This is a genomic window from Paraglaciecola sp. 25GB23A (genome assembly GCF_040012495.1).
Lineage (GTDB): Bacteria > Pseudomonadota > Gammaproteobacteria > Enterobacterales > Alteromonadaceae > Paraglaciecola.
In genome coordinates this window covers 13,639-37,793 of the sequence record NZ_JBDYKM010000007.1, presented here as the reverse complement: position 1 = coordinate 37,793, position 24,155 = coordinate 13,639, and the positions used below count along the sequence as shown (strand labels likewise).

Sequence of the window (24,155 nt, the reverse complement as noted above, 5' to 3'; positions counted from 1 at the left end):
TAGTGTGGCGCTTATTATCAAACTGATATTTAAGTGCTACGGATCAGTTCTTATAGTATCAATAAGCCCATTCTTATAGTGGGTTAGGTAACTTTCAACTAATCGAGCCGAATGACCAGCCCAGTTATTCGTCGCTAATTTCCTTGTCTTGCAAATTTTGATGCTGTTTTTGAAATCTTAAATCTTGAATAACGCCGTAAATGTTGTAGATAGTCAGAAAGAAACAAACAACAGCTATAAGACCAGTAGACACAAATAAAACCAGAGCTTCATCATAAGTAAAATAGGCAAAAGCCGCACAAATAAGGCCAATAAAAAACTCTATAAAGCTCGCTTCAATAAAGGTTTTAACGTTAGTCGTAATCGGTTGAGCGTAGTGAGTAATTTTTACAGACATTGAGCGACCTTCCTTATAAACATAACTTCCTATGATGTAGCAGCCTTATTTACTCTAAGCTTTCTACTTGCAGTATCTATAACAAACTAACTAATATTTAAACAATTGCAAGTAATATGGACATTTAAGTTACCTGATTTTTAAGATGTAAGTGACAATTATCATTAAGACGCTCGAACAAACAAAATAATCAAAATAGGAAAAATTTGAATATTGATGAGTTGTAGGCGAGGTTTATAAAACAATTCGTGTTTTGGCAAAAGCGATTTAACCCAAGCTAGCTGAGGACTCGTTTTTTTAGCTTGGTCTTTACTGGCGCGGAGCCTGAGTTCATAAGCGGTTCAACTCGTGGCGCATAAAACCCTTAAAATTTTGGCTACGCGAGGGGGCAATATCTTCTATACCGTGCAAAATTCATTTATCATGGTTTATGAAATTAAAAATAACCCATGTCAATATTTATCGCTATCACCGCCCTGTCGAACTGACTAACCATCAGCTTATGCTGCGGCCTGTGGAAAGTCATGGTCTGCAGATCCGTTCTGAAAAACTTGAGGTTTATCCACACAATAGCCTGAGTTGGGAGCACGACATATTCAATAACTCGGTGGCTAATTTACATTTCACAAGTAAAACCGACGAACTGCGCATAATTTCTGAATATACGGTTGAACAGTTCAATATCAACCCATTCAACTTCTCTCTTGCTATTTATACAAATGATCTTCCCTTCGATTATCGCGGCGAAGATCTGGTTGATTTAGCCCCCTTCTTAATTCGTCAGTATCCACAAGATCACACTGCTATTGGGCAATGGTTACAGACCTTTCTCGATCCCTTTGGTAGGGCTAAGACTCTCAAATTTCTGCTGACGCTGAACGAATTTATTGCGGCAAACTTCGCCTATGGTCGCCGAGAAGAACCGGGGTTTCAGAGTCCTGCTGAGACCTTGAGTTTAGGCACGGGATGTTGCCGAGACTTTGCATTATTATTGATGGAAGCGGCTAAGCATATGGGCCTAGCCGCGCGATATGTCAGTGGTTATTTGTGTAACCTTGAGCAAGAAGAGAGTGAAATTGCAGCCAACGCCACACATGCATGGACAGAAATCTACCTGCCGGGGGCTGGCTGGAAAGGATTTGATCCTACCAGCGGCATTCTCGCAGCGAGTCTACACGTGCCTGTTGCGAGAACCCGAAGTCCAGACCAGGCAACACCTATTCGAGGTAGTTATCTAGGTGAGGCCTCACTATTTAAAGACATGAGCGTGTGTATTGATGCTCGAGTCATTGAGTCATAACTACTAATGGTAATTAAAGTGAAAAATAATATAAATATTCAAGGCGGCATCGCCGACGCTAAATTAGCCGCACAGAAGTTAATCTTAACTCAGGGCGGTGAACCAACATTTGTGCCATACGATACTACTGCACCAGAGTGGAATTTGGCCGCCTTGGGTCCAGAAAAGCTCAAATACGCCCGAAAACTTGCGCACGAATTGGCCTCTACAAAATTTAAAGGTGCGGTTGTGCTGCAATCATTTGGCAAACATTACCCAGGTGAGCCGTTACCTCGTTGGCAGATAGGTATTTATAAATCTCGCAGCGCAGAACCACTATGGAATGACCTAAGTCGCTTACGCTTGGGGCAAGACACGATTGCTGAGGGTGATCCGGCGATGCCCAAGCAGTTTATTGCTGAACTGGCCGCGAGCCTTGGGCTTAAGGACACTAGTTTGCCAGCCTATGAAGACCTCGACGCTAAACTCAGATCCATTGGCTCAGATGAAACGACAAACTTATTACCGCGTTTTAGTCGCAGTAAACGGGCCTTTATTTCTCGTCCCTTACCTGATGATATCGGTGAAAAATGGCAGTCATTCTTTGAGCCTGCTGGCTGGGTTTTACCCCTTGATCATGACGACAAAATTTGGTCTACCGGTGAATGGAACCTGCCTGATGGCGACGACCTGACGCTGTTCCCCGGTGATAGTCCTGTAGGCCTGCGTTTGCCATTGCATCGTTTACCTGAAGGCGCAATTCGCCGTGGGCTGTCAGTTGAACTTAGAGACGGCGAGTTAATTGTTTTTTTACCACCGTTGCCAAGCTTTAAGTGTTTTGCCGAGCTTGTTAGAGCAGTTGAGCAGTTGGCTCTAAAGCTCAACTTACCGCCAATTCGACTAGAGGGATATACACCACCGCGGGACGAAGATTTAGAATCCATGGCATTGACCTCTGATCCTGGTGTACTCGAAGTTAACTTGCCGCCAGCCGATAATTGGCCAGACTTCGAACGCTTTATTCGTGGCTTATTCAAAAGTGCAGAATCTATTGGAATGCGTGCTCACAAGTACCAACTCAGCGGCCGCAAGGTCAGTACTGGCGGAGGCGCACATATCGTACTTGGCGGGCCAGACTTAGAACATAACCCTTTTATCGACCGCCCTACTTTACTTAGTAGCTTTCTGCGGTTTTTACAACAACACCCTGCACTTTCATTTGCATTTAGCGGCTTATTTATTGGGCCTTCTAGTCAGGCCCCCCGAATAGATGAAAGTGCCTATGAATTACCCTATGAACTTGAGATTACCCTCAGAGCAATAGAAGCGATGAGCCAACCAGGTGATCCATCGATGATAGATGCACTGTTGCGTAATCTGCTCATGGACTGGAATGGCAACACCCACCGGGCTGAATTGAGCGTTGATAAGTTTTATAATATCAATACTTCGAATGGCAGAAGCGGTTTAATCGAATTTCGCGCATTTGAGATGGTGCCAGAGGCTGAACCCTTATTGGCGGCTAATGTACTGCTGCGCTCTCTAACGGCTTGCTTCGCAGAAAAGCCTTTTACCTCCACACTCATTGACTGGCGTGAAGCCTTGCATGACAAGTTTATGTTACCGTATTTTTTACGTGAAGATTTGCATGCTGTAATTGCCTATCTTAACCAGCATGGCTTCTCTTTCGACAAAGATATCTTTGAAGCACAACTCGATTTTCGCTTTCCACTTGTTACTCAATTTACTACTGGGGCGATTAAATGGACCTTGCGCCATGCCATTGAACCTTGGCCAGTAATGGGTGAGCACGAAGGTACAGGCCGAGTTGTTGACAGTACAACTGACCGTTTGGAAATGTTAGCCGAGGGAGACTTAGCAACTGCTGGTTTAATCGTCAGTGTGAATGGTATTCGCTTGCCTCTTCAGCAAGTCAATAATGAAGCTGCAGTAGCAGGTATTCGTTATAGATTGTTTAATAATTTTTGGGGCTTACAACCCCACATCACGGCGCATTCGCCACTCAATATTTTAATTATTGAGGAAGCGACAAACAAAGTGGTACACGCCTTTGACTATGTAAACTGGAAGTTACTTGGCGAAAAATATGATGGCTTAGCAAGCAACGACAAAGATGGTCGAGAACGGGTTGCCGAAAGGTTAGTAGATAGGAGTTCTTTAGTTGGTTCAGTCGCAGTGGTCCAAGAACTACCTGCCTCGCAGCCACCACTTTACACCCTTGATTTACGTCGCAGTGATCTTAAAAGCTAATAATGTCCCTGCCCATAAGCAATTACTTATGGGCATTGATACACAGTACCATGGGTAGATTATGTGTTAGAAAGACAGTTGAGCATCACTAAGATCAACTGTCTTTTTTAGTTATTAATGACGCAAAACCAGATCTTCTGAATGAGCTGCTAAGACAATGCTACGTTTGCGGATTGGGGCTAGGGATACAATTTATTCTTGTGGTACTAGTTTAAACCCACAGGCTGATAAGCAATACTGACTGTGGCGACAAGCCCACCTTGTGGGTGGTTAGACAGCACCACTTTGCCTGAATGCATTTCAACAATGCGCTTAATAATGGCTAATCCTAAACCAGACCCCAAGCTACCGCGAGCCACGTCTCCTTGGGCAAAAGGCGCAAACAAACGCTCCATTTGATGTTCTGGAATACCAGGCCCAAAGTCACGAATGGCAAAACACAGTAGTTGTTCTTTTTTATTATAATATGAGGTGATTTCAATATCGTTACTACCATAACGAAAAGCATTTTCAATGAGATTATCTAACACGCGCTTTAAGGCAACACGCCGGATCATACACCAAGGCAAAGGGGCTAGATTTAATTTAATATTATGGTCTTCTTCAATATTTCGCGCCTGCACTGCTTCATTAATGAGACCGTTGATATCGCCTTCTTGCAGTTTTTCTTGCTGATCTTGGCGCACATAATCAATAAATTGGTCAATGATTTCATTCATGTCTTCAATATCATGCACGATGCCTTCTTTGATCCAGTCTTGAGTGTCAGGCAACATTTCAGTGGCAAGGCGAATACGTGTGAGTGGCGTACGTAAATCATGAGAAATACCGGCGGTTAATAGCGCCCTGTCATCTTCCAATTGTTTAATGCCCTTGGCCATTTGATTAAAGGCTTGGGTAACAGCCATTAACTCGGTCGAGCCTTCTTGTTCAAGGGGTTCAGGCACTCTGCCTTTACCCACCAGCAATGCTGCTTCTTGCAGTGCTTTAAGAGGTCGATTGAGGCGTCGCACAAAAATCCAGCCACCCGCCACACTAAGAATACCAATGACAAGTAGATAAATAGTCAGGGGCGAAATATCCGCCTCACCTACGCCTATCATAGGTATGGTGATCCATAATTTAGGGTTTTGTGGCGGTTTAATCCAAAATAAATAAGGCTCACCGGGGGTGATGCGCACTTCTGCTTCCCCACCCAAACGCTGTGACATCTGACTCGACAGAAATTGATAATAAATCGCTTGATCTAAGCCTTGTGCCAGCGCTTGGCGCTCTGTGAAAACTCGGATACCGGTTGCCGCATAAAAACGCCTATTCAGTTCGGGGTCAAAGTGATTTCTGTCTTCGATAAATACCAGTTTGATTTGGGTGGCCAACAAATTATTAATTTGCTGATAACTGGGACGAATAAAATAATAAGTAACCGACAAATAGGACACAATCTGGTTGATCAGTAACAACATACCGATCAACAAAACGGTTTGCCCAAAGGCACTTTTAGGAAGCAGTCTCACTGACTCAATTCTTTTGTGTTAGGTGCTTTGACCACCATCGGGCACAAACACATAACCTAAACCCCATACTGTTTGGATATAGCGCGGGTTGGCGGGGTCTTCTTCTAACATACGACGCAGACGCGACACTTGCACATCAATACTACGCTCAAGCGCGCTGTAATCTCGGCCGCGAGCAAGATTCATCAATTTATCGCGAGATAGCGGCTCCCTCGGATGAGTGACTAAGGACTTTAATACCGCAAACTCACCACTGGTTAAGGTCATGGGTATACCTTCTGCACTCATTTCACGGGTTCCAAGGTTAAGTGAGTACTTACCAAATTTTACAATTTGCTCTTCTAACGATGGCGCGCCGGGGGCTTCAGTCGTTTTACGTCGCAGCACGGCTTTTGCTCTGGCTAACAACTCACGTGGATTAAAAGGTTTAGGTAGGTAATCGTCTGCCCCCATTTCTAGGCCGATGATACGGTCAACCTCATCGCCTTTTGCAGTCAACATAATAATAGGTATTTGGTTATCTTTTTGGCGTAAACGACGACAAATTGATAAGCCGTCTTCACCGGGTAACATTAAATCAAGCACCATCAAATGAAAATTTTCACGTTCGAGATAGCGGTCCATCTGCTCAGAGTTGGCTGCGGCCCTAACCTGATATCCTTGTTCAACCAAATAACGCTCGAGTAAGCTACGTAAGCGCATATCATCATCAACAACGAGAATTTTGGTGGTTTCTTGACCCATAATACATGTCCATTTAACTACAATAGTTGCACTATATGTTAAAGCCGCGCATTTCAAAAGCTTCCCTCTGTAACACGCTAATTTGGATTGTTACAAAGTTTGTCATTTAAGCCCGTAATCACACTATCAAAAGAAGCGATAAATCCGAACTTAGCAAACTGTTATAAACAATCATGCTTTTTAACTACATTATTCTAACAATGATTATCTTCGTGAATAATTATTTTTGTATGAGTGGCTCTTGTTTGTTATTTTAAGCTCAAACAATCAGGCTATTTATGCCTAAACTTAGGCTACATGAATTTAATTTTTCTCATCTTTAGTCAAATTATTGCCCTTCCCGAGCAAGCTAATATCAAGCTTGAAGTGATTGGCCAAACCTCTACCAACCCGAACTGGGCGTTTTTTGCCCCTCATGAAAATGAAAATGTGGCCAACGACTATGTTATTCAGAAAATTCAACAACATGGTGGCGTCTTTGTTATTTTGCGCCAAGACGGCAAACGTTTGATACATATTGATGTTGAGCCATTTCGCGTAAAGATTGATCCAAATCGCATCTTTACCGAACAAGGCAGGCGCAAAAATATCATTAAACTTAATCCCAAACTACGCACCAATACTTATGTTTTTCACCGCGCCATGCGCCGCTCGAAAGCGTTAGCCCAGCTCATTATAAAAACACTAGGAGGCGCCGACCCTTCGCGAACTTGGGTGGCTATTCATAACAATACGCAAGGTTATCAAGGGGATAATAATCATGGTATCGGTGATATTTCTATTAAACGCTATCAACATAAACTCAGTGCAGGTGCCCAATTTCTCATAGCCGTAAATGAGGGGCAGGGTGACGAAGATGATTTATTTTTTGTTACTGAAAAATCTGATTTCAGCATTCTGCAACAAGCGGGTTGGAATGCGGTATTGCAACACCCCAAAGTAGTCAGTGATCCTGAAGAAGATGATGGTTCGTTATCCGTTTACGCCCAGAAACTGGGAATTCGCTATATCAATATTGAAGCCGAACGCAGCACCAATAATATCGGAGAGAATCATTTAAGCGAACAAACGAAAATGATCAATTTGATTTTTAGCCGCTTATTAAACAAACCCATAAACCATAACGCTAGTGACTAAAACTACTTATACAGCTTGCGATAAAATCTCGTTCATCACCCAATTAGTATGAGCACCACTTTGTGCCATTGAAGGGTGCTCAGCTTTACCTGCTAAGTGGTCAGCCATAGCGTGCACAAAGTCACCTTGAATAGGCGTAGGTTTGAGCATAGCTTGAGTGATGCACTTTTCGGCAGTGGTTAATTCTGCAGGCGTCTCATCAAAAACACTAAAGCTAATTTGGCCGTGCTGTCCGATAATTAGCATTTTATCCACATGACTACTGGCCGCAAAATTCCAATGTCCTGTACCCGTCACACCATTTTCAAACAGTAAACTGGCCGCAACGGCGTCGTAGGCCGAATACAAACCTTGTTGATTACTCGCTACCCCTTGGGCTTGTTTCACCTTGCCCAATAGAAAAGTCATGAGATCGATACCGTGACTGGCGATATCTTCAAAGTAGCCGGCCTTGGCCACCTCTTTTTGCGTGCGCCAATTGGCTGTTTTGGCCACATCAATATCGCTGGGAGGCCTTATATACTGCCAATCAATATGCCTAACCTGGCCTATTTCTTGATCGACAAGCCATTGTTTAATTTGCCTAAAAGTAGGTAATGAACGCCGATAGTAAGCCACAAACAATGGCAAACCTTGCTGCTCGAAAGCCTGCTGCATTTCCACACATTGTTGAAAGTCCAAAGCCATGGGCTTTTCTACACAACACACTTTACCGGCTTGCGCGACTTGTAAGGCATATTGATGATGACTATCAGGCGGGGTAGCAATATAAACGGCATTAATGTCAGGGTCATTGATCAAAGCTTGCGCATTGTCATAGGCCTTAGGCACGCCATGGCGCTTAGCAAAATCTTGCGCTTTGGCCAATGAACGCGACATGACAGCCAGCAGTTCAAAGCCCTCGACTTGCTGGTAAGCAGGCGCACTTTTGACTTCACATACATCGCCACAACCTATAATGCCCCAACGATAGTGAGTTGTTTTATGCATGTTTACCCTTTACTTGTTAGTCTTATTTTTCAGACACCCAGTCCATTTGGAAGCCGGCTCGACGCTTTTTATCAAGTATTTCTTCCAGTAGGGGCGTAATAATCAGCTCCATGGCTAGGGTCATTTTGCCACCTGGCACCACTAAAGTATTGATACGCGACATAAACGAGCCGTCGATCATCTGCAGTAAGTAGGGATAATCTACATTTTTCATTTCACGGCGAAAACGCACCACCACAAAACTTTCATCTTGGCTGGGTATTTCGCGCGCACTGAAGGGGTTTGAGGTATCTACCGTTGGCACCCGCTGAAAATTAACGTGGGTAAGAGAAAACTGCGGGGTGATATATTTAAAATAATCGTCAAGACTACGCACGATGCTGCTCATGACCGCTTCACGGGAGTGGCCTCGTTCGGTGGTATCTCGCACAATTTTTTGGATCCACTCCAAATTAACAATCGGCACAGTACCCACTAATAGGTCTACGTGTTTGGCCACATCCACATCTTCATTAGCTACGCCGCCATGCAGTCCTTCATAAAACAATAAATCGGTTTTTTCAGGCAAATCTTGCCACGGAGTAAAGGTACCGGGCATTTGGTTAAAGGGTACCGCTTCATCAAAAGTATGCAAATATTGACGGTGTTTACCTTTGCCTGTTTCACCGTATTCTTTAAACAGGGTTTCCAACATTTCAAAATCGTTAGCACGGGGACCAAAATAACTTATATGGCGCCCTTGCTCTTGGGCCTTGCGGATTTCTACTTCCATTTCTGGACGAGTAAAACGGTGAAAACTATCTCCCTCTACTGTCGCAGCATTAACCGACAAATTACGGAAAATATGCCGAATAGCATGTGTAGTAGATGTGGTACCGGCTCCAGAGGAGCCAGTTATCGCAATAATGGGATGTTTTACTGACATGGAATATTCTTAGTCACGAAACGGACATCAGTTATAAGCAAGCTAAGGCAAAGGGTCAATACCCTAAGGCCCTTTATCGAATAAAATTACTATTTTACTCATCTGGGTGACCACTTAAGTAAGTAAATTATTACGCTTTTATAAGCTAAGACATGCGACTTAGTGACAGGGAATGATTGACAAAACACTAACGAATGAGTAATTTTCTGTACGCCTCAATAAGTCGTATCTTTTGCCAAGTTGTAATGGAGTTGTGTAAATGGACCTTTTTTTAAATGAAGTATTTAGCTTCCCCACTGTTATATTTACTATTCCTCTGATTGTACTGACCTTATTGTGGTTGATGGCCTTTGCGGGTTTATTGGATTTGGATATTCTCGATTTTGGCACAGACAGTGATAGCGGTAGCGATGCCAACGCGACCGGCACGTCTTGGCTAGAAACCCTCGGCTTAAACGGCGTACCTTTAACCGTTTCTCTCACGCTCATCGATATCTACGCCTTTAGTTTTACTTATCTAGCCCGTAAATATGCCGCGCCGCTATTTGACGGTGTACTCACTGCTACCGCTCAAGGCGCGGTAGTAGCGGCTTTTGCCATAATAATTGCCCTACCACTAAGCGCTTTGTGTATTAGACCTTTGCGGCGTTTTTTCGCCACTCATGAAGGCCTTGCAAAAAATGAACTTATTGGCACCATTTGCACCTTAACAACCCTGACCGTCAACGAGCATTTTGGCCAAGCTATTACACCTGATGGCATGGTGCTAACGGTACGCTCAGCTAGCCCCAATACCATGAGCAAAGGCAGCAAAATCGTGCTAATTGACTACCTGCTTGAACAAGATTGTTATTCTGTTGTAAGCGAAACCGAATTGATGGCCATGTCATCAGTCTCTTAATTATTATCTTATCTAACCTTGAAGCAGGAGCTACCCAATGACTGAGCCCACCGACCTAATTTTTTGGTTGTCACTCGCAGTTGGTATTTTTATATTTATTATGGCCGCCATCTTAATGATGGCCAAACTCTACAAAAAAGTAGAGCAAGGTCGTGCCATGATCGTTAATACCATGCGCGAAGAACCCAAGGTGACCTTCACGGGTTCAGTGGTTATTCCGGTATTCCATAAAATGGAAATCATGGATATCTCGCTTAAAGCTATTGAAGTAGACCGCAGTGGCTCTGAAGGGTTGATCTGTCGCGATAATATTCGCGCAGATATTAAGGTAGGCTTTTTTGTTAAGGTCAATAAAAACCGCGATGATGTGCTCAAAGTAGCCCAAGCCATTGGTTGTGAGCGAGCCTCTAACATTGCCACGCTAGAAGATTTATTTAGCGCCAAGTTTTCAGAGGCCTTAAAAACCGTAGGCAAGTCACTGGATTTTGAAGACTTATACGCAAAGCGTGACAAATTTCGCGATATGATTATCGACAACATCGGCACCGATTTAAATGGCTATGTGCTTGAAGATGTGGCGATTGATTACCTTGAACAAACCCCGATTGAAAAACTTGATCCGAACAACATCCTTGATTCTCAAGGTATCCGCAAAATAACCGAACTGACCGCCGAACAACACATTCAAACTAACGTGTTTCGCCGTGATGAAGAAATGAAAATAAAGCGCAAAGACGTGGAAACCCGCGAAGCCGTGCTTGAACTTGAACGCCAGCAAGCGGATGCCGAAGCCAAACAAAAACGCGAAATCGAAACCGTTATTGCCCGCGAAACGGCCGAAACTGAGCGCGTACAACACGAAGAAAAGCTCAAATCAGAACAAGCGCGCGTAAGCGCCGCCCAAGAAATAGAAGTACAAGAGCAAAACAAACAACGCGAAGTAGAAGTGGCGCAAAACAACCGTTTACGTGCCGTAGCAATTGAAGAAGAACGGGTGATACGCGCCCGTGAATTAGAAATAATTGACCGTGAAAAAGAAGCCTCATTGCAGCGTATTGCCAATGAAAAGCTGCTTGAACATGAAAAACGTGAAATTGCCGATGTGATTCGTTCGCGCATCGAAGTTGATAAAACCGTGGCTCAGCGTGAAGAAGAAATTAACGAATTGCGTATGGTCTCAGACGCCGAACGCCACAGAAAAGCCAAAGTCATCGCCGCTGAAGCGGAGGCCGAAGAAGCCCTAGTCAAAGATATTAAAGCCGCCGAAGCCGCTGAAAAATCGGCCAGTCATATTGCCAAACAAAAAGGTATTGATGCTGCCGCTGATTTGGATGTAGCTGAAAAACGCGCTATGGGTCAACGTAAAGAAGCCGAAGGTAAAGAGGCACTTGAAGCCGCTGCAGGTCTTGCTGCTGCAAGAGTAATGGAAGCGCAAGCCCTAGCCAAAGAACAAGAAGGCATGGCCCAAGTTCGCGTGCAAGAAGCTATGGCAGATGCAGTCGAAAAAACCGGTGTCGCTGAAGCCCAAGTCACAGCCAAAAAAGCCGCGGCCGAAGCCGAGGGTATGACAGCGAAGTTTGCTGCCATGAGTACTATGTCTGAGCAGCAGCGCGCGCATGAAGAGTTCAGAATGCAGCTCGATAATAGCCATGCTGAAATCATGGAGTCTATCCGCACTAATGTAGACATTGCTAAAGAACAAGCCATGGTCTTATCTGCTGCCCTTAAAGCCGCTAAAATTGATATTGTCAGCGGTGATAGCAGCTACCTAGACAGTTTTGTTAAGTCTATTTCGGTGGGTAAAGCCATTGATGGCACCATGAACAAAAGCCAAACCTTGCAAACGGCTTTTAAAGATCACTTAAACGGCGATGCCAGTTTTGTCGATGATGCCAAAGAATTGGTGGCCGGTTTTGGCAATGCCAGCGGCAGTGTCAAAGACACCGCGATTACCGCACTGGTGGCTAAGTTATTAAAAGAAGGTCAATCAAATCCGCAATTATTAGACATTATTAGCGGCGCTCTGAACCCCAAAAAATAACAGTGTTCTCTCGATTTGGCGGCCATTAGCCGCCCGTTGATTGACAAGGAATCAATAATGGCTTCAGAGCAAACTCAAGTTGATCAGGCCGTCGCCGGGGGAGGCGCTTATGACGTTATTCGTCAGCGCTTAAGCCACCAAGCGAGCAGTCTTAAACAACAACTAGACCAGCACAACCAGCAACGTATCGCCGAATTTGGCCAAACCAAACTAGAGGTATCAGGCCGAGTACGAGTGCGTACCGAAAACAACTGTATCGCCCGTGACATAGTGCCGGTGGGTGACAGTATACTGTTTGGATATAACGTTTTTATCGGCTTAAAAAAAGAAACGCAGATCAGCGACGTTTTTGGTTTGTATCGTTTAAGTAAAACCGACAGTGGTTTTGAGCTAAATCCCCGTGACACCGCCGGCACCTTTTTAGCTGACAGCAACTTTCAAAAAGAATTTAACGAACTATACGTTTACTACAAAGAAGCCCGCTTACTGCAACTTAAAGTCCAAGGGCAAACCTTGTTTGCGGTGTTTCAGATTGGCCGTAAACTTGAAGACACCCGAGTATTTCAATGGCGTGTCAATAAAGATGGCAGCGCCAGTTATATTGATAATCGCGGCGAACGTGCCTTAAAAAAAGCAGCATCACACGATTTCACCTGGCAAAAAGCTGAACGCGAACAACATGTAAGTGGTCAGCATCCACATATCAACGTGCTTGATATGGCGTTTGTTGAAACCATCGGTGGCTCACTGACCATCAAAGTTGAAAACAATACTGAAGATGGCTTAGGAATTTATAACGAACCGGTAGAAGACCGCACCCAAAGTTTAGCCGATGCCGATATTCAATATGCCCAAGTGGGCAGCCTTATTTTATTTAAAATATTGCCCTACCGTGAGAAAAACTATCGCTATTTAGTGTTTAACTCTCGTAGTAAGTCAGTTAAGCGCATAGATGCTATTGGTCTGGCATGTGTGTCATTGCCCGAAGACCACGGCATTATTTTCCCCGGTGGTTATTATTTACAAAATGGCGAAACAAAATCTTTTCCCGATGAAATTGAAGGTCTTAAATTTAGACGCAGCGTGCGCTCACCTAATGGTGAAGACGTGCTGTACATTTTTCATGAGGCTGAATCCGGTTTAAGTGGTTTGTATTCTTACAACCTGATCCGCAAAGAGTTACAAAACCCCATCTACGCCCACGGATATAGTGTATTTGACGACGGCACTATGGTGGTATTCCAAGCCGAAAAAGAAGCCACTCGGGTGCATCCGATGCAAATTTGGCAAACCCCGTATTTTAGTCCTGAGTTTGCCGCCAAACAGCCCACCACAGACAGTGTTTATGGTCGCATAGGTAATAAAGAGTTAGTAAGAGGTATTGCTGAACTCAGTGCGGTGCATCGCTATATTATTAATCCCAATCCAAGCCGCCAAGTGTATGAAGATTTAATTAAAACCTGTCGGCTGTTGTTTGATAGTTATTATTGGTTAAGCGAAAGTGTATTTAGCGAAATGGGCGCGATCGTTAAAGACATCACCAACACCGCAGAATTGGTGATTGATGAATTTGAAAAAGTGCTGCAAATTCGCCAGCAAGCTAATAGCGCTCTTACTAAAGCTGAGCAAAAACAACAAGAAGTGGTCGATAGCATTCGGGTCAGTGATTGGCATACCCCAGAGCAATACGTGGCCTGTTTAACTGCGCTACGCCAGCAACGGGGCCATTTAATCAGCCTTAAAGAACAGCGTTATATTGATAAAGAGCGTCTAGAGCAATTAGACAAAGAAGTCACCGAGCACTTCGAGCAACTGAGTCATACCACCGTTACGTTTTTAGCCAGCGACCAAGCACTGCAGCCCTATCATGACAACATCGCTACCCTAGAGAATACCATTGCCCAAGTCACCTTAGTGGTAGATGTCAAGCCGATTAATCAAACCTTGGACACCTTATCGGCAGGGCTAGATTTACTCACCGATATTCTTAATGGTTTGAAAGTAGACGATGCTACAGTGCGCACCCAAATTCTGGACGACATCTCTGAAATCTATGCCAAACTCAATCAAGTCAAAGCCCAAGGTAAACAGCGTTTAAAGCAGCTTGGGTCGGGTGAAGCCAGTGCCGAATTTGCCGCGCAATTTCGTCTATTTTCCCAAAGTATTAGCAGCGCCTTAGCAATGGCTGATAGCCCCGAAAAGGCAGATGAACAGTTATCCCGTTTGAGTATTCAGTTAGAAGAGCTGGAATCTAAATTTAGCGAATATGATCAGTTTCTTAGTGACATCATGGATAAACGCGAAGAGCTACACAGCGCCTTTGCAAGTCGTAAACAAAGTTTAATAGAAGAGCAACAACGCCGCGCACAAAACCTATTTGGCGCCGCCCAGCGCATCATCACTGGGGTTAAAAAGCGCGCCTTAAGTTTTAGCCAACTTGACGAGCTTAATACCTACTTTGCCTCTGACCCGATGATTCTGAAATTGAATGATTTGGTCGCTCAACTGCGTGCACTGAACGATCAAGTCAAAGCCGATGATCTTGAAGCCCAACTTAAGGCGGCTAAAGAAGCAGGCATTCGTGGTCAACGAGACAAGCAAGATATATTTGAAGATGGCGGCAAAGTTATCAAGCTAGGTAAACATAAATTCAGCGTTAATTCTCAAGGCTTAGAGCTCACATTATTGCCCAAAGATGATGGTTTGTATCGACACTTAGTCGGTACCGACTTTTTTGAACAACTGGAGCATCCCCAATTAAACGAATTGAAGCCTTACTGGCAACAAGCTTTAGTCTCAGAAAACAAACAGGTTAGTCGCATTGAATATCTCGCTTTTTGTATCATTCAAGATGCCGAACAGCAACAAAATGGCCTTAACTTGCCTCAACTCTATGCCATGGTTAATCAAACCAGTGAGCTGGAAAAACTAGTACGCTCGTATATGACCTCTCGCTATCAAGAAGGTTATCAAAAAGGCGTACACGACCATGATGTCGTTAAAATACTGCAAGCCTTGTTGGGTGTGCATGAACAAGCAGACCTCTTACGTTTTGACCCACAGGCACGGGCTATCGCTATGTTGTTTTGGGCTTATGCTGATATCAGCCAAGCCCAACAACAAATTTGGCAAAGTCATGCTTTTAGCGCGCAACTGTTAGCCAACGCCTTTAATAGCCAGCAAGGTTTTACGCAATTACAGCAAAACCTAGCACTGCACATTGCTGCTTTTGTACAACGTTTTTGCTTGCCCTTTGCCCCAGGAGAAATAAGTCAAAGTGCTCACTATTTGAGTGCAGAGCTAGCCTTAGCCAAGTTTGCCTTTATTAGCAGTCAAAGTGCCACTGCCCTGCAGCGCAAATTTGTCAAAGCCTTAGAAGAGCTTGGCCACACCCGCGACTTCGGCACAGCAATAAGCCAGTTTAATCAACAGATAGAAAAAGCCGATGCCCAACAAGACAATGTATTAGGTCTTAATGAACAATGGAGTTTATGCCAAGCGTGGCTTAGCGCCATGTTAGGCGACAGCACCCTGGCCCAAGCCCAGCATTATTTACCTGAAGCCGCTGCGCTAATCATTTGCCAGCACAAGTTAGAAAATCGCGGCAGCAAAGTAAGTTTAGACGTAGAAGTAAGTGGCTTACTCAGCGAACATCATACTATCCACAACGGTCTATTATCTTTGTCACTGGATGAGTTTATTCAACGTTTAGCTCGCTATCAGCAAGTTGAGGTCAAGGCCTTTAAACAATATCATCACATTCGTCAGCAAGTGATGTCGAGCAGTAAACATGAACTGCAGCTTGAAAGTTTTAAAGCTAAACCGCTGAGCTCATTTGTGCGCAACCGTTTGATCAATGAGGTGTACTTACCCATTATTGGCGATAATTTAGCCAAACAAATGGGCGCATTAGGTGACAATAAACGCACAGATTTAATGGGTTTATTGCTGCTTATTTCACCACCAGGTTACGGTAAAACGACTTTAATGGAATACGTGGCTGACCGCTTAGGTTTGGTGTTTATGAAAATTAACTGTCCCTCATTAGGCCATGATGTTATGTCTCTTGACCCTGCCAATGCGCCCAATGCTACAGCCAAACAAGAACTTGAAAAACTTAATCTTGGGCTAGAAATGGGCAGTAATGTCATGTTGTATTTAGATGATATTCAGCATACTCATCCAGAGTTTTTACAAAAATTTATTGCCCTGTGTGATGGCACACGGCGGATTGAAGGCGTTTGGAAAGGCCAGAGTAAAACCTATGATATGCGCGGTAAAAAGTTTAGTGTGGTGATGGCCGGTAACCCTTACACGGAATCAGGCGATGTCTTTAAAGTGCCCGACATGCTGGCGAACCGAGCCGATATTTATAACCTAGGCGATGTACTCGGCGACAAAGAAGAGCAGTTCGCCCTGAGTTATATCGAAAACGCCTTGACCTCTAACGGAGTGTTAGCGCCTTTAGCGCTGCGTGATATGCAAGACGTGTATAAATTTATCGCTATGGCACAAGGTGACCAAGTGGCGACTAACGAATTGAGTCACGCGTATAGCGGTGCTGAAATCAATGAAATAGTCAGTGTGTTAAAACACTTACTGGTGATTCAAGACGTTATTCTCAACGTCAACTTGGAATACATCAAATCTGCCGCCACCGCCGAAGACTACCGCCAAGAGCCGCCCTTTAAACTGCAAGGCAGTTATCGCAACATGAACAAAATGGCGGAAAAAGTCTCAGCTGTGATGAACCAGGCAGAGCTGATGCAGTTAATTGCTGATCACTATACCGGCGAAGCCCAAACACTGACGTCTGGCGCAGAAGAAAACTTGCTGAAACTCGCAATATTGCGGGGCGTCATGACAGATCAACAGCGACAGCGTTGGCAGCATATTTGTAGTACTTTTAGTGGCAAAAAACAATTAAGCATTGACGGTGACCCGACCACACAAGCAGTAATACAATTGGGCCACATATCCGCAAGTTTAGAGGCGATTAAACTGGATATGCAACAGTCCGATACTAGCGATTTAATCAGACCGATTAACCGCGTTGCCACTGCTATGCATTTGCTTAGTAAGGTCTGGTCTGGGTCAGAGGAGCCAAAAGGTAAGAGCAAAGAGTAGATGAGCCAAAAATATCAGCGTTGATATCATCCAGACTGTATAATCAAGCTATTGGTGTAATAAATATAGTCGTGTTAATTTCTAGATTTTTTTAATAGTCAGTTTGGAGGACGAGTCAATTATTTCCAGCGGTAAAAACAACACTCAGGGTAGTTGGCCCAAAATGGCCAATAAAACCAAAACATTACCGCTTATCTCAGTCGCCTTGTTGGGCCTGTGTTTATTTATTTTGCTAGTGAGTGTGGTGGCCGAAGTTGATACAACTTTTTATCAAGAACAGAAAGTCGCCATCAATGGAAAATTAGATTTAAAGACACTAGACATAACGAATAGTCAGCCGATCCCGCTGTCAGGAGAATGGGAATTTTACTGGCAACAGTTAGTGTTATCAGATAATTTTGCTACTGATATTGATGCCCCACACACGCTATTAAAAACACCTTCCTCATGGGAAAACCAAACTTATTTTGGTGAAACCATGAGTGCAGCAGGGTTTGCGACTTATCGCTTGCGAGTGGAACTTGCGCCAAATAAGGAGCTACTTGCCCTTTCAGTTCCTGTCATAGGCACAGCCTACCGTTTATATGTTAATCAACAACTCATTGATCAAGCAGGCCAAGTTGCAAGCAACATGCAAAACTCAAGGCCTGAGTATTCTCCCAAAATTGTAACTTTCAGTGCACCAGAGGGGCAGCTGGACATTGTATTACAGGTATCAAATTATCATTTGGCCTGGAGTGGGCAGTGGTTTCCGATCAAGTTAGCCAGCGCCGACATACAGTCGCAAGCACAACTTAAAAAGATAATCCGAAGTGTCACAATTGCTTCAATATTTTTTACAATGGCGGTATTGAGTTTGTTTCACTTCGCTTTACGCCCTAGCGACCTTCTGCCATTTTTATTGGCACTCAGTTGTATTTGCTTGGGTTTGCGAGAAGTAGAGACGAGCCAAATACTGTATATCACCGAGGCCATCTCGCTCAGTTTTAATACAGCGATAAGACTCAATTTTCTTACTTTTTACCTCGCCATCCCTTTGATCACCAGTTACTTTTATTTAAGTTACCCTAATGAATATCGACGTTGGCCCGTTATGTTTATCTGTGTAATAAGTGGCTTATTTAGCATCAGTACAATCGTTACCAGTCCCGTCATCTTTTCTAAATTTATGCTTTATTTTCAGTATTTTGCATTATGTGTATTGCTCTACGGCTTATGTATGATCTTTGTAGCCGCATATCGAGGTCGTACCGGTGCACGCCTAATGGCACTTGGCTCGTTACTACTATTCGCCCTATCGATCAACGATATCCTGTTTAGCTTGCGCATTATCAACACAGGTTCCATGGCAGGATTGGGATTATTATCATTTGCCCTATGTCAGAATTATCTAACCTACGTTCGTTTTATTAAAGACAGTAGAGATATGCAAACCTTTTCTGTACAAGCCAATCAGGATCCATTAACCCTGCTCCTTAATCGCCGGGGATTAATGGAAGCCTTCAAACATATTAATACTGAACAACGGGAAAATTCCGAACACTTCACTGTGATGTTAATCGACTTTGACCACTTTAAACGACTCAATGATACTCTTGGTCACGATGCAGGCGATTTAGTCTTGGCCCAAGGTAGTAAAATTATGCAGGATGTCATACGTCAGAAAGATTTAGCTGCACGTTGGGGGGGAGAAGAGTTTGTTATTATTCTGCCTAATACCAATGAAAAAGGGGCCAAAATATTAGCAGAAAAATTACGCATAAAATTAAGCAATGATTTATCTGAGCTTTTAAAACATAAGATTACAGCTTCCGTTGGTGTGGCACAAAGTCTTGAAAATGAAAATTTTTCTGACTGCCTCAAACGGGCCGATCAAGCCTTGTATTTAGCCAAAGAAAGTGGTCGTAATCGCGTAGTATTAGCCTCTTAATGAAAAAAATGTATTTGAGTGTGCTAGAGGTGTGGGCAACCGATAATAAAACAGAATTGTTTATTCTTGCCGATGTTGGTCTTTTAAATGCTTTTCGTATAACAAGTCTTCTAGTTTTTCTAATGCCCAATCAATTTCTTGAGCTTGATTCAAGGTGACGCTAACAAGTTTTATGTTCAGCATTTGTAAGGTGTTTTGCCTGCCTTTTAGCTCTACTTCAGTCAGCTTTTGACACAAGATTTCAGCCTGTAGGCTATCGAATTCAGGACAAAATACAAAACACTGGCTGGTATTACGGTAACTAATCAATTGCTCGGAAACCAGCAAGAGGCTAAAGCGATACACCAACTCATGAATAGATTGTTCAACAACCGCATTGCCAAATTGAGCCTGGATAGCTTTTAAGCCTTCGATATCAATTAAAATCAATGATAAGGGGAAACAATTTTGCTTGGTTTTACCTTCGCGTACTTCTTCCAATAAACGCGAAATAACCCGTCGATTAGGCAGCATAGTAATCGGATCTATCATGGATAACTCTTCACAGTAAAGCGACAGCTTTCTTACATCTTGCCAGCGCCGATATGAAAATATTCCGAACAAGAAACACAGTACGACTAAAGCACTGACCACTACGTCTAAGTCCATATAGGCATGTTGACGAGATATTTTAAGTAGCCATTCAAGCGCATCAAAGTAAGAAAGCAATATGAAAGAGCCAATAAAAATGGCGCAAAGTAATACAAGATCAAAAAACATTTTTGAACGTATTTGGGCTTTTAAGGTTTGTAGCGCCATAAAACACAACTCTCAGAAATAGGGCTATCACTACACATAGTAGTCAAATAATGAATAAAGACCTTAATAAAGCTAATTTTCATTGTTATGAAATAAAAAAAGCGCCTAAGCGCTTTTTTAAAACTTATATTTTATTTACGACTTTATTAGGATTCGCGGGCGATAGCTCGATAGGCAATATCATCGCGGTAGAACATGCCATTCCACGAGATATGTTTGACTAACTCATAAGCGTTACGTTGTGCTTCGGTGACTGAGTTACCTAAGGCAGTAGCGCATAGTACACGGCCGCCATTAGTTGTTACTTGACCATCAATGTCTTTAGTACCTGCGTGGAATACCTTAGCATCACTATTGCCTAAACTAAGACCGCTTATGATATCACCTTTAGCATAACTTCCAGGGTAACCACCAGCGGCAAGTACCACACCTACTGCTGGGCGTGGGTCAAACTCTGCAGTGGCTTTATCTAAAGAGCCTGCTAAGGCATGTTCGATGAGCACGACTAAGTCCGACTGCAAACGCATCATGATCGGTTGAGTTTCTGGATCACCAAAGCGGCAATTGTATTCAATCACTTTAGGCGTGCCATCAGCCATGATCATTAAACCTGCATACAAAAAGCCCACATAGGTATTACCCTCAGCAGCCATGCCCTTCACTGTTGGATAAATTACTTGCTCCATAACACGTTGGTGAATTTCAGGACTCACCACCGGCGCAGGCGAATACGCCCCCATTCCGCCAGTATTGGGACCACTATCGCCATTACCCACCCGTTTATGATCTTGGCTAGTAGCAAAAGCTAAGACATTTTTACCGTCAACCATTACGATAAAGCTGGCTTCTTCGCCATCTAAAAACTCTTCAATCACCACGCGGCTGCCCGCTTCACCAAACGCATTGCCCGCTAACATATCGCGTATCGCGTCTTCGGCTTCGGCTAAAGTCATGGCCACAATGACACCTTTACCCGCCGCTAAACCATCCGCTTTAATGACGATAGGTGCTCCTTTGCCTCTAACATAGGCAAGGGCCGGTTCAACCTCAGTAAAGTTTTGATAATCAGCAGAGGGAATAGCATGGCGCGCTAAAAAGTCTTTAGTAAAAGCTTTTGAGCCCTCCAGCTGAGCAGCCGCTTGAGTAGGCCCAAAGATAGCTAAACCAGCAGCTTGAAATGCATCAACCACCCCTAATACTAAAGGCACTTCTGGGCCAACAATCGTCAGTTCAATATGCTTTTGCTGAGCAAATTCCACTAAGCCTTGAATATCTTCTACCGCAATATTAACGTTAGATAAACCAGCTTCTAGTGCCGTACCCGCATTACCTGGGGCAATAAACACGTGTTTGACTTTGTCTGACTGCGCGACCTTCCAGCCTAAAGCATGTTCGCGACCACCGCCGCCGATGATTAATACATTCATGTGTTGTGGTTCTTACTTGGTAGTAGGTTTAATAAATTTTAAAGTCATGCGGTTGCTCTCACCGATAGCGAGATACTTAGCCTGATCTTTATCACCTAAACGTAAGCTAGGAGGTAAAGTCCACACGCCTTTTTCATGATTGCTGCTATCCAAAGGATTGGCATTCACATCACTGCTGGCAATAAGGATAAAACCGGCTTTTTGCGCAGCAGCAACAACAAAAGACTGTTTCATATAACCTGATTGCTTTTGAAACTCATCGTCATAGGTTTCTGGCAAAGAATGCTCAACCACGCCTAATACACCACCGGGCTTTAAAGCAGTAAAGAAACTTGCAAATGCGCTGTCGATGCCAGTTTGGCCATCACCCATATACCAGTTATGCACGTTTCTAAACGTAAGCACGCGATCAAGACTGCCTGCTGGAGCAAAATCTAAGGCTTTAGTAGGATGAAATGCAGTGACTGCAACTTTGCTAAAATTGTCATTAGAAGCGACTTTCTGTTTAAAAGCGTCTAGCGACTTCTTGTAATAGTCAGAACCGCCTTCTTCCACGTAAAAATGAGCGGCATAATAAGTGCCTTGGTCTTTTAATAATGGCGCTAATATATTGCTGTACCAACCACCACCTGGTGAGATTTCAGCCACCGCCATATCAGGCTGAATGTCGAAAAAACGTAAGGTTTGTTGTGGATGGCGATATTCATCACGTAAACGTTCCGCTGAAGAACGTGCATCAGAACCTACAGCATCTTGTAAAGCGTCAGCAAAAACAAAAGAGGAACTAAGAACGGAGGTACAAACAAGGACTTTTAATGATTTTTGTATAGAACGTACTAAAGTATGCATCAACATATTTCACCATTTGGTTTATTAAAGTTCACTTGTGATTGTAACGACTATTAACTCAAGACGTAACTAAAAACGGAGTCAATTGACCCCGTAAATTAGCAAATACAACTTTTTATTAATGTTTGAAGTGACGCATACCGGTAAAGACCATGGCAATGCCATGTTCATCAGCCGCATCAATCACCTCTTGATCACGCATAGAACCACCAGGCTGGATAATAGCTGAAATACCGGCCGCCGCGGCGGCATCAATGCCATCGCGGAAAGGGAAGAATGCATCTGAAGCCATGACTGAACCTGGCACAACTAAACCTTCATCAGCAGCTTTAATGCCGGCAATTTTGGCTGAGTACACTCGGCTCATTTGACCCGCACCGACGCCAACAGTCATACCGTCTTTGCAATATACAATAGCGTTCGATTTAACATACTTCGCCACTTTCCAGGTAAACATCAAGTCTTTAACTTGAGCCTCTGTGGGTTTGACCTTAGTCACAACCTGCAAGTCTTCTACTTCAACCATGCCAAAATCACGTTCTTGCACTAACAAGCCACCGTTCACGCGTTTGAAATCATAACCATCAGTGAGCTGGCCTTGCCAATCACCACAAGCTAATAGACGTACATTTTTCTTAGCCGCAACCACTGCTATGGCTTCATCACTAACACTCGGTGCAATGATCACTTCCACAAATTGACGATCGACAATGGCTTGCGCGGTTGCTGCATCTAGCTCACGGTTAAAAGCAATAATGCCACCAAAGGCAGAAGTAGGATCGGTCTGATATGCACGGTTATAGGCCGCAAGAATGTTGTCACCTAAGGCGACACCACAAGGATTAGCATGTTTAACAATGACACAAGCGGGCTCAGCGAATTCTTTGACACACTCTAAGGCAGCATCAGTATCGGCAATATTATTGAACGACAACTCTTTACCTTGCAACTGCGTCGCGGTAGCTACCGAGGCTTCTTGAATGGTATTTTCAACATAAAATGCAGCGTTTTGATGGCTGTTTTCACCATAACGTAAATCCTGCTTTTTACTTAACTGCATATTGAAAGTACGCGGGAATTCACTGTGATGATGCCCACAATCGTCTTCACATTCATTTGATTCAATCATGGCACCAAAGTAGTTAGCAATCATACCGTCGTATTCAGCAGTGTGTTCAAAGGCCGCAATGGCTAAATCAAATCGAGTGGCATGGCTCACACAATTTTGCCCTGAAGTCATCTCAGCCATCACTCGGGTATAATTGGCGGGATTGACCACGATAGTCACCGCATTATGGTTTTTAGCCGCAGCGCGTACCATAGTTGGACCACCGATATCGATATTTTCAATCGCATCCTCTAGGCTACAATCATCATTCGCAACGGTTGCCGCAAAGGGATACAAATTCACCACAACTAAATCGATGGGCTGGATATTGTTGGCAGCCATGACTGCATCATCTTGTCCACGACGGGCCAAGATACCGCCGTGGATTTTGGGGTGAAGAGTTTTAACCCGGCCATCCATTATCTCAGGATGTCCTGTGTAATCAGAGGCTTCAATAACCTTTAAACCATGACTGCTAAGTAACTTAGCAGTACCACCAGTTGAAATTAATTCAACACCTTGAGAGGCAAGAAACTGAGCCAATTCAAGAATGCCGGTTTTATCAGAGACGCTTAACAAAGCGCGACGTATGGGGTTTGCGGTCGTTGTGTTTTGCATACTTAGTCCACTATTAAAGGCAACATTTTGCGTGATTTGAGAAAAACTTGGGTTTGAAGCTGGAATTATAAGCCAATAGCACAAATAAAAAGAGCACCC

Annotated in this window: 16 protein-coding genes; 7 read left to right on the top strand and 9 right to left on the bottom strand. The window is 43.7% G+C overall.

Annotated features, from left to right (window positions below; all coding sequences use genetic code 11):
• Positions 1-124: 124 nt before the first annotated feature.
• Entirely contained in the window at positions 125-397 is a 273-nt protein-coding gene (locus ABKW31_RS12275; RefSeq protein WP_348616682.1) for a hypothetical protein, read from the bottom strand.
• Positions 398-827: 430 nt separating this feature from the next.
• Here ABKW31_RS12275 and ABKW31_RS12270 point away from each other — a divergent pair, with 430 nt between their 5' ends.
• Both ABKW31_RS12270 and ABKW31_RS12265 read left to right on the top strand, forming a co-directional pair.
• A complete protein-coding gene (locus ABKW31_RS12270) occupies positions 828-1,697 on the top strand; it encodes a transglutaminase family protein (RefSeq protein WP_348616680.1) in 870 nt (289 codons plus the stop codon).
• 18 nt (positions 1,698-1,715) lie between these two features.
• On the top strand, positions 1,716-3,947 hold the full coding sequence (locus tag ABKW31_RS12265; RefSeq protein ID WP_348616679.1) for a transglutaminase family protein: 2,232 nt from the start codon (positions 1,716-1,718) through the stop codon (positions 3,945-3,947).
• 206 nt (positions 3,948-4,153) lie between these two features.
• Here the strand turns inward: ABKW31_RS12265 and envZ are convergent, their stop codons facing one another.
• On the bottom strand, positions 4,154-5,461 hold the full coding sequence (gene envZ, locus ABKW31_RS12260) for a two-component system sensor histidine kinase EnvZ (protein WP_348616678.1): 1,308 nt from the start codon (positions 5,459-5,461) through the stop codon (positions 4,154-4,156).
• Positions 5,462-5,479: 18 nt separating this feature from the next.
• Positions 5,480-6,205: a two-component system response regulator OmpR gene (ompR, locus tag ABKW31_RS12255; protein WP_348616676.1), complete on the bottom strand. Its 726-nt coding sequence runs from the start codon at positions 6,203-6,205 to the stop codon at positions 5,480-5,482.
• Between the two features lie 297 nt (positions 6,206-6,502).
• Here ompR and ABKW31_RS12250 point away from each other — a divergent pair, with 297 nt between their 5' ends.
• On the top strand, positions 6,503-7,342 hold the full coding sequence (locus ABKW31_RS12250; protein WP_348616674.1) for a hypothetical protein: 840 nt from the start codon (positions 6,503-6,505) through the stop codon (positions 7,340-7,342).
• Positions 7,343-7,348: 6 nt separating this feature from the next.
• On the opposite strand, the gene ABKW31_RS12245 is transcribed toward ABKW31_RS12250, so the two are convergent.
• Together ABKW31_RS12245 and ABKW31_RS12240 are read right to left on the bottom strand one after the other, a co-directional pair.
• A complete protein-coding gene (locus ABKW31_RS12245; RefSeq protein WP_348616673.1) occupies positions 7,349-8,332 on the bottom strand; it encodes a Gfo/Idh/MocA family oxidoreductase in 984 nt (327 codons plus the stop codon).
• A 22-nt stretch (positions 8,333-8,354) separates the two neighbouring features.
• Complete coding sequence (locus tag ABKW31_RS12240) at positions 8,355-9,257, bottom strand: phosphoribulokinase (protein ID WP_348616672.1); 903 nt, start codon at positions 9,255-9,257, stop codon at positions 8,355-8,357.
• Positions 9,258-9,516: 259 nt separating this feature from the next.
• Between ABKW31_RS12240 and ABKW31_RS12235 the strand changes: the two genes are divergently transcribed.
• The 4 genes from ABKW31_RS12235 (at position 9,517) to ABKW31_RS12220 (ending at position 19,256) form a co-directional block, all read left to right on the top strand.
• The gene (locus tag ABKW31_RS12235) at positions 9,517-10,158 is read left to right on the top strand and encodes a hypothetical protein (RefSeq protein ID WP_348616670.1); all 642 of its coding nucleotides are present in this window, start codon (positions 9,517-9,519) and stop codon (positions 10,156-10,158) included.
• 37 nt (positions 10,159-10,195) lie between these two features.
• On the top strand, positions 10,196-12,199 hold the full coding sequence (locus ABKW31_RS12230; RefSeq protein WP_348616669.1) for a hypothetical protein: 2,004 nt from the start codon (positions 10,196-10,198) through the stop codon (positions 12,197-12,199).
• A gap of 57 nt (positions 12,200-12,256) precedes the next feature.
• Positions 12,257-17,326 carry a DNA repair ATPase gene (locus ABKW31_RS12225; protein ID WP_348616668.1) on the top strand — a complete coding sequence of 1,690 codons (5,070 nt, stop codon included), beginning with the start codon at positions 12,257-12,259 and terminating at the stop codon, positions 17,324-17,326.
• Between the two features lie 163 nt (positions 17,327-17,489).
• The gene (locus ABKW31_RS12220; RefSeq protein ID WP_348616666.1) at positions 17,490-19,256 is read left to right on the top strand and encodes a diguanylate cyclase; all 1,767 of its coding nucleotides are present in this window, start codon (positions 17,490-17,492) and stop codon (positions 19,254-19,256) included.
• Positions 19,257-19,316: 60 nt separating this feature from the next.
• Here ABKW31_RS12220 and ABKW31_RS12215 read toward each other — a convergent pair whose 3' ends face one another.
• The 4 genes from ABKW31_RS12215 to purH all read right to left on the bottom strand — a co-directional run bounded on the left by ABKW31_RS12215 (position 19,317) and on the right by purH (position 24,056).
• The gene (locus tag ABKW31_RS12215) at positions 19,317-20,054 is read right to left on the bottom strand and encodes a diguanylate cyclase (RefSeq protein WP_348616665.1); all 738 of its coding nucleotides are present in this window, start codon (positions 20,052-20,054) and stop codon (positions 19,317-19,319) included.
• A 146-nt stretch (positions 20,055-20,200) separates the two neighbouring features.
• On the bottom strand, positions 20,201-21,481 hold the full coding sequence (gene purD / locus ABKW31_RS12210; RefSeq protein WP_348616663.1) for a phosphoribosylamine--glycine ligase: 1,281 nt from the start codon (positions 21,479-21,481) through the stop codon (positions 20,201-20,203).
• A gap of 12 nt (positions 21,482-21,493) precedes the next feature.
• Entirely contained in the window at positions 21,494-22,330 is an 837-nt protein-coding gene (locus ABKW31_RS12205) for a methyltransferase (protein ID WP_348616849.1), read from the bottom strand.
• 118 nt (positions 22,331-22,448) lie between these two features.
• Positions 22,449-24,056: a bifunctional phosphoribosylaminoimidazolecarboxamide formyltransferase/IMP cyclohydrolase gene (gene purH / locus ABKW31_RS12200; RefSeq protein ID WP_348616662.1), complete on the bottom strand. Its 1,608-nt coding sequence runs from the start codon at positions 24,054-24,056 to the stop codon at positions 22,449-22,451.
• Positions 24,057-24,155: the final 99 nt, after the last annotated feature.

Bases quoted from the DNA above. Each gene is read 5' to 3' on its own strand.
- ABKW31_RS12275 (WP_348616682.1), bottom strand. From the start codon at position 397: ATGTCTGTAAAAATTACTCACTACGCTCAACCGATTACGACTAACGTT.
- ABKW31_RS12270 (WP_348616680.1), top strand. From the start codon at position 828: ATGAAATTAAAAATAACCCATGTCAATATTTATCGCTATCACCGCCCT.
- ompR (WP_348616676.1), bottom strand. From the start codon at position 6,205: ATGGGTCAAGAAACCACCAAAATTCTCGTTGTTGATGATGATATGCGC.
- ABKW31_RS12250 (WP_348616674.1), top strand. From the start codon at position 6,503: ATGAATTTAATTTTTCTCATCTTTAGTCAAATTATTGCCCTTCCCGAG.
- ABKW31_RS12245 (WP_348616673.1), bottom strand. From the start codon at position 8,332: ATGCATAAAACAACTCACTATCGTTGGGGCATTATAGGTTGTGGCGAT.
- ABKW31_RS12240 (WP_348616672.1), bottom strand. From the start codon at position 9,257: ATGTCAGTAAAACATCCCATTATTGCGATAACTGGCTCCTCTGGAGCC.
- ABKW31_RS12235 (WP_348616670.1), top strand. From the start codon at position 9,517: ATGGACCTTTTTTTAAATGAAGTATTTAGCTTCCCCACTGTTATATTT.
- ABKW31_RS12230 (WP_348616669.1), top strand. From the start codon at position 10,196: ATGACTGAGCCCACCGACCTAATTTTTTGGTTGTCACTCGCAGTTGGT.
- ABKW31_RS12225 (WP_348616668.1), top strand. From the start codon at position 12,257: ATGGCTTCAGAGCAAACTCAAGTTGATCAGGCCGTCGCCGGGGGAGGC.
- ABKW31_RS12220 (WP_348616666.1), top strand. From the start codon at position 17,490: ATGGCCAATAAAACCAAAACATTACCGCTTATCTCAGTCGCCTTGTTG.
- ABKW31_RS12215 (WP_348616665.1), bottom strand. From the start codon at position 20,054: ATGGCGCTACAAACCTTAAAAGCCCAAATACGTTCAAAAATGTTTTTT.
- purD (WP_348616663.1), bottom strand. From the start codon at position 21,481: ATGAATGTATTAATCATCGGCGGCGGTGGTCGCGAACATGCTTTAGGC.
- ABKW31_RS12205 (WP_348616849.1), bottom strand. From the start codon at position 22,330: ATGCATACTTTAGTACGTTCTATACAAAAATCATTAAAAGTCCTTGTT.
- purH (WP_348616662.1), bottom strand. From the start codon at position 24,056: ATGCAAAACACAACGACCGCAAACCCCATACGTCGCGCTTTGTTAAGC.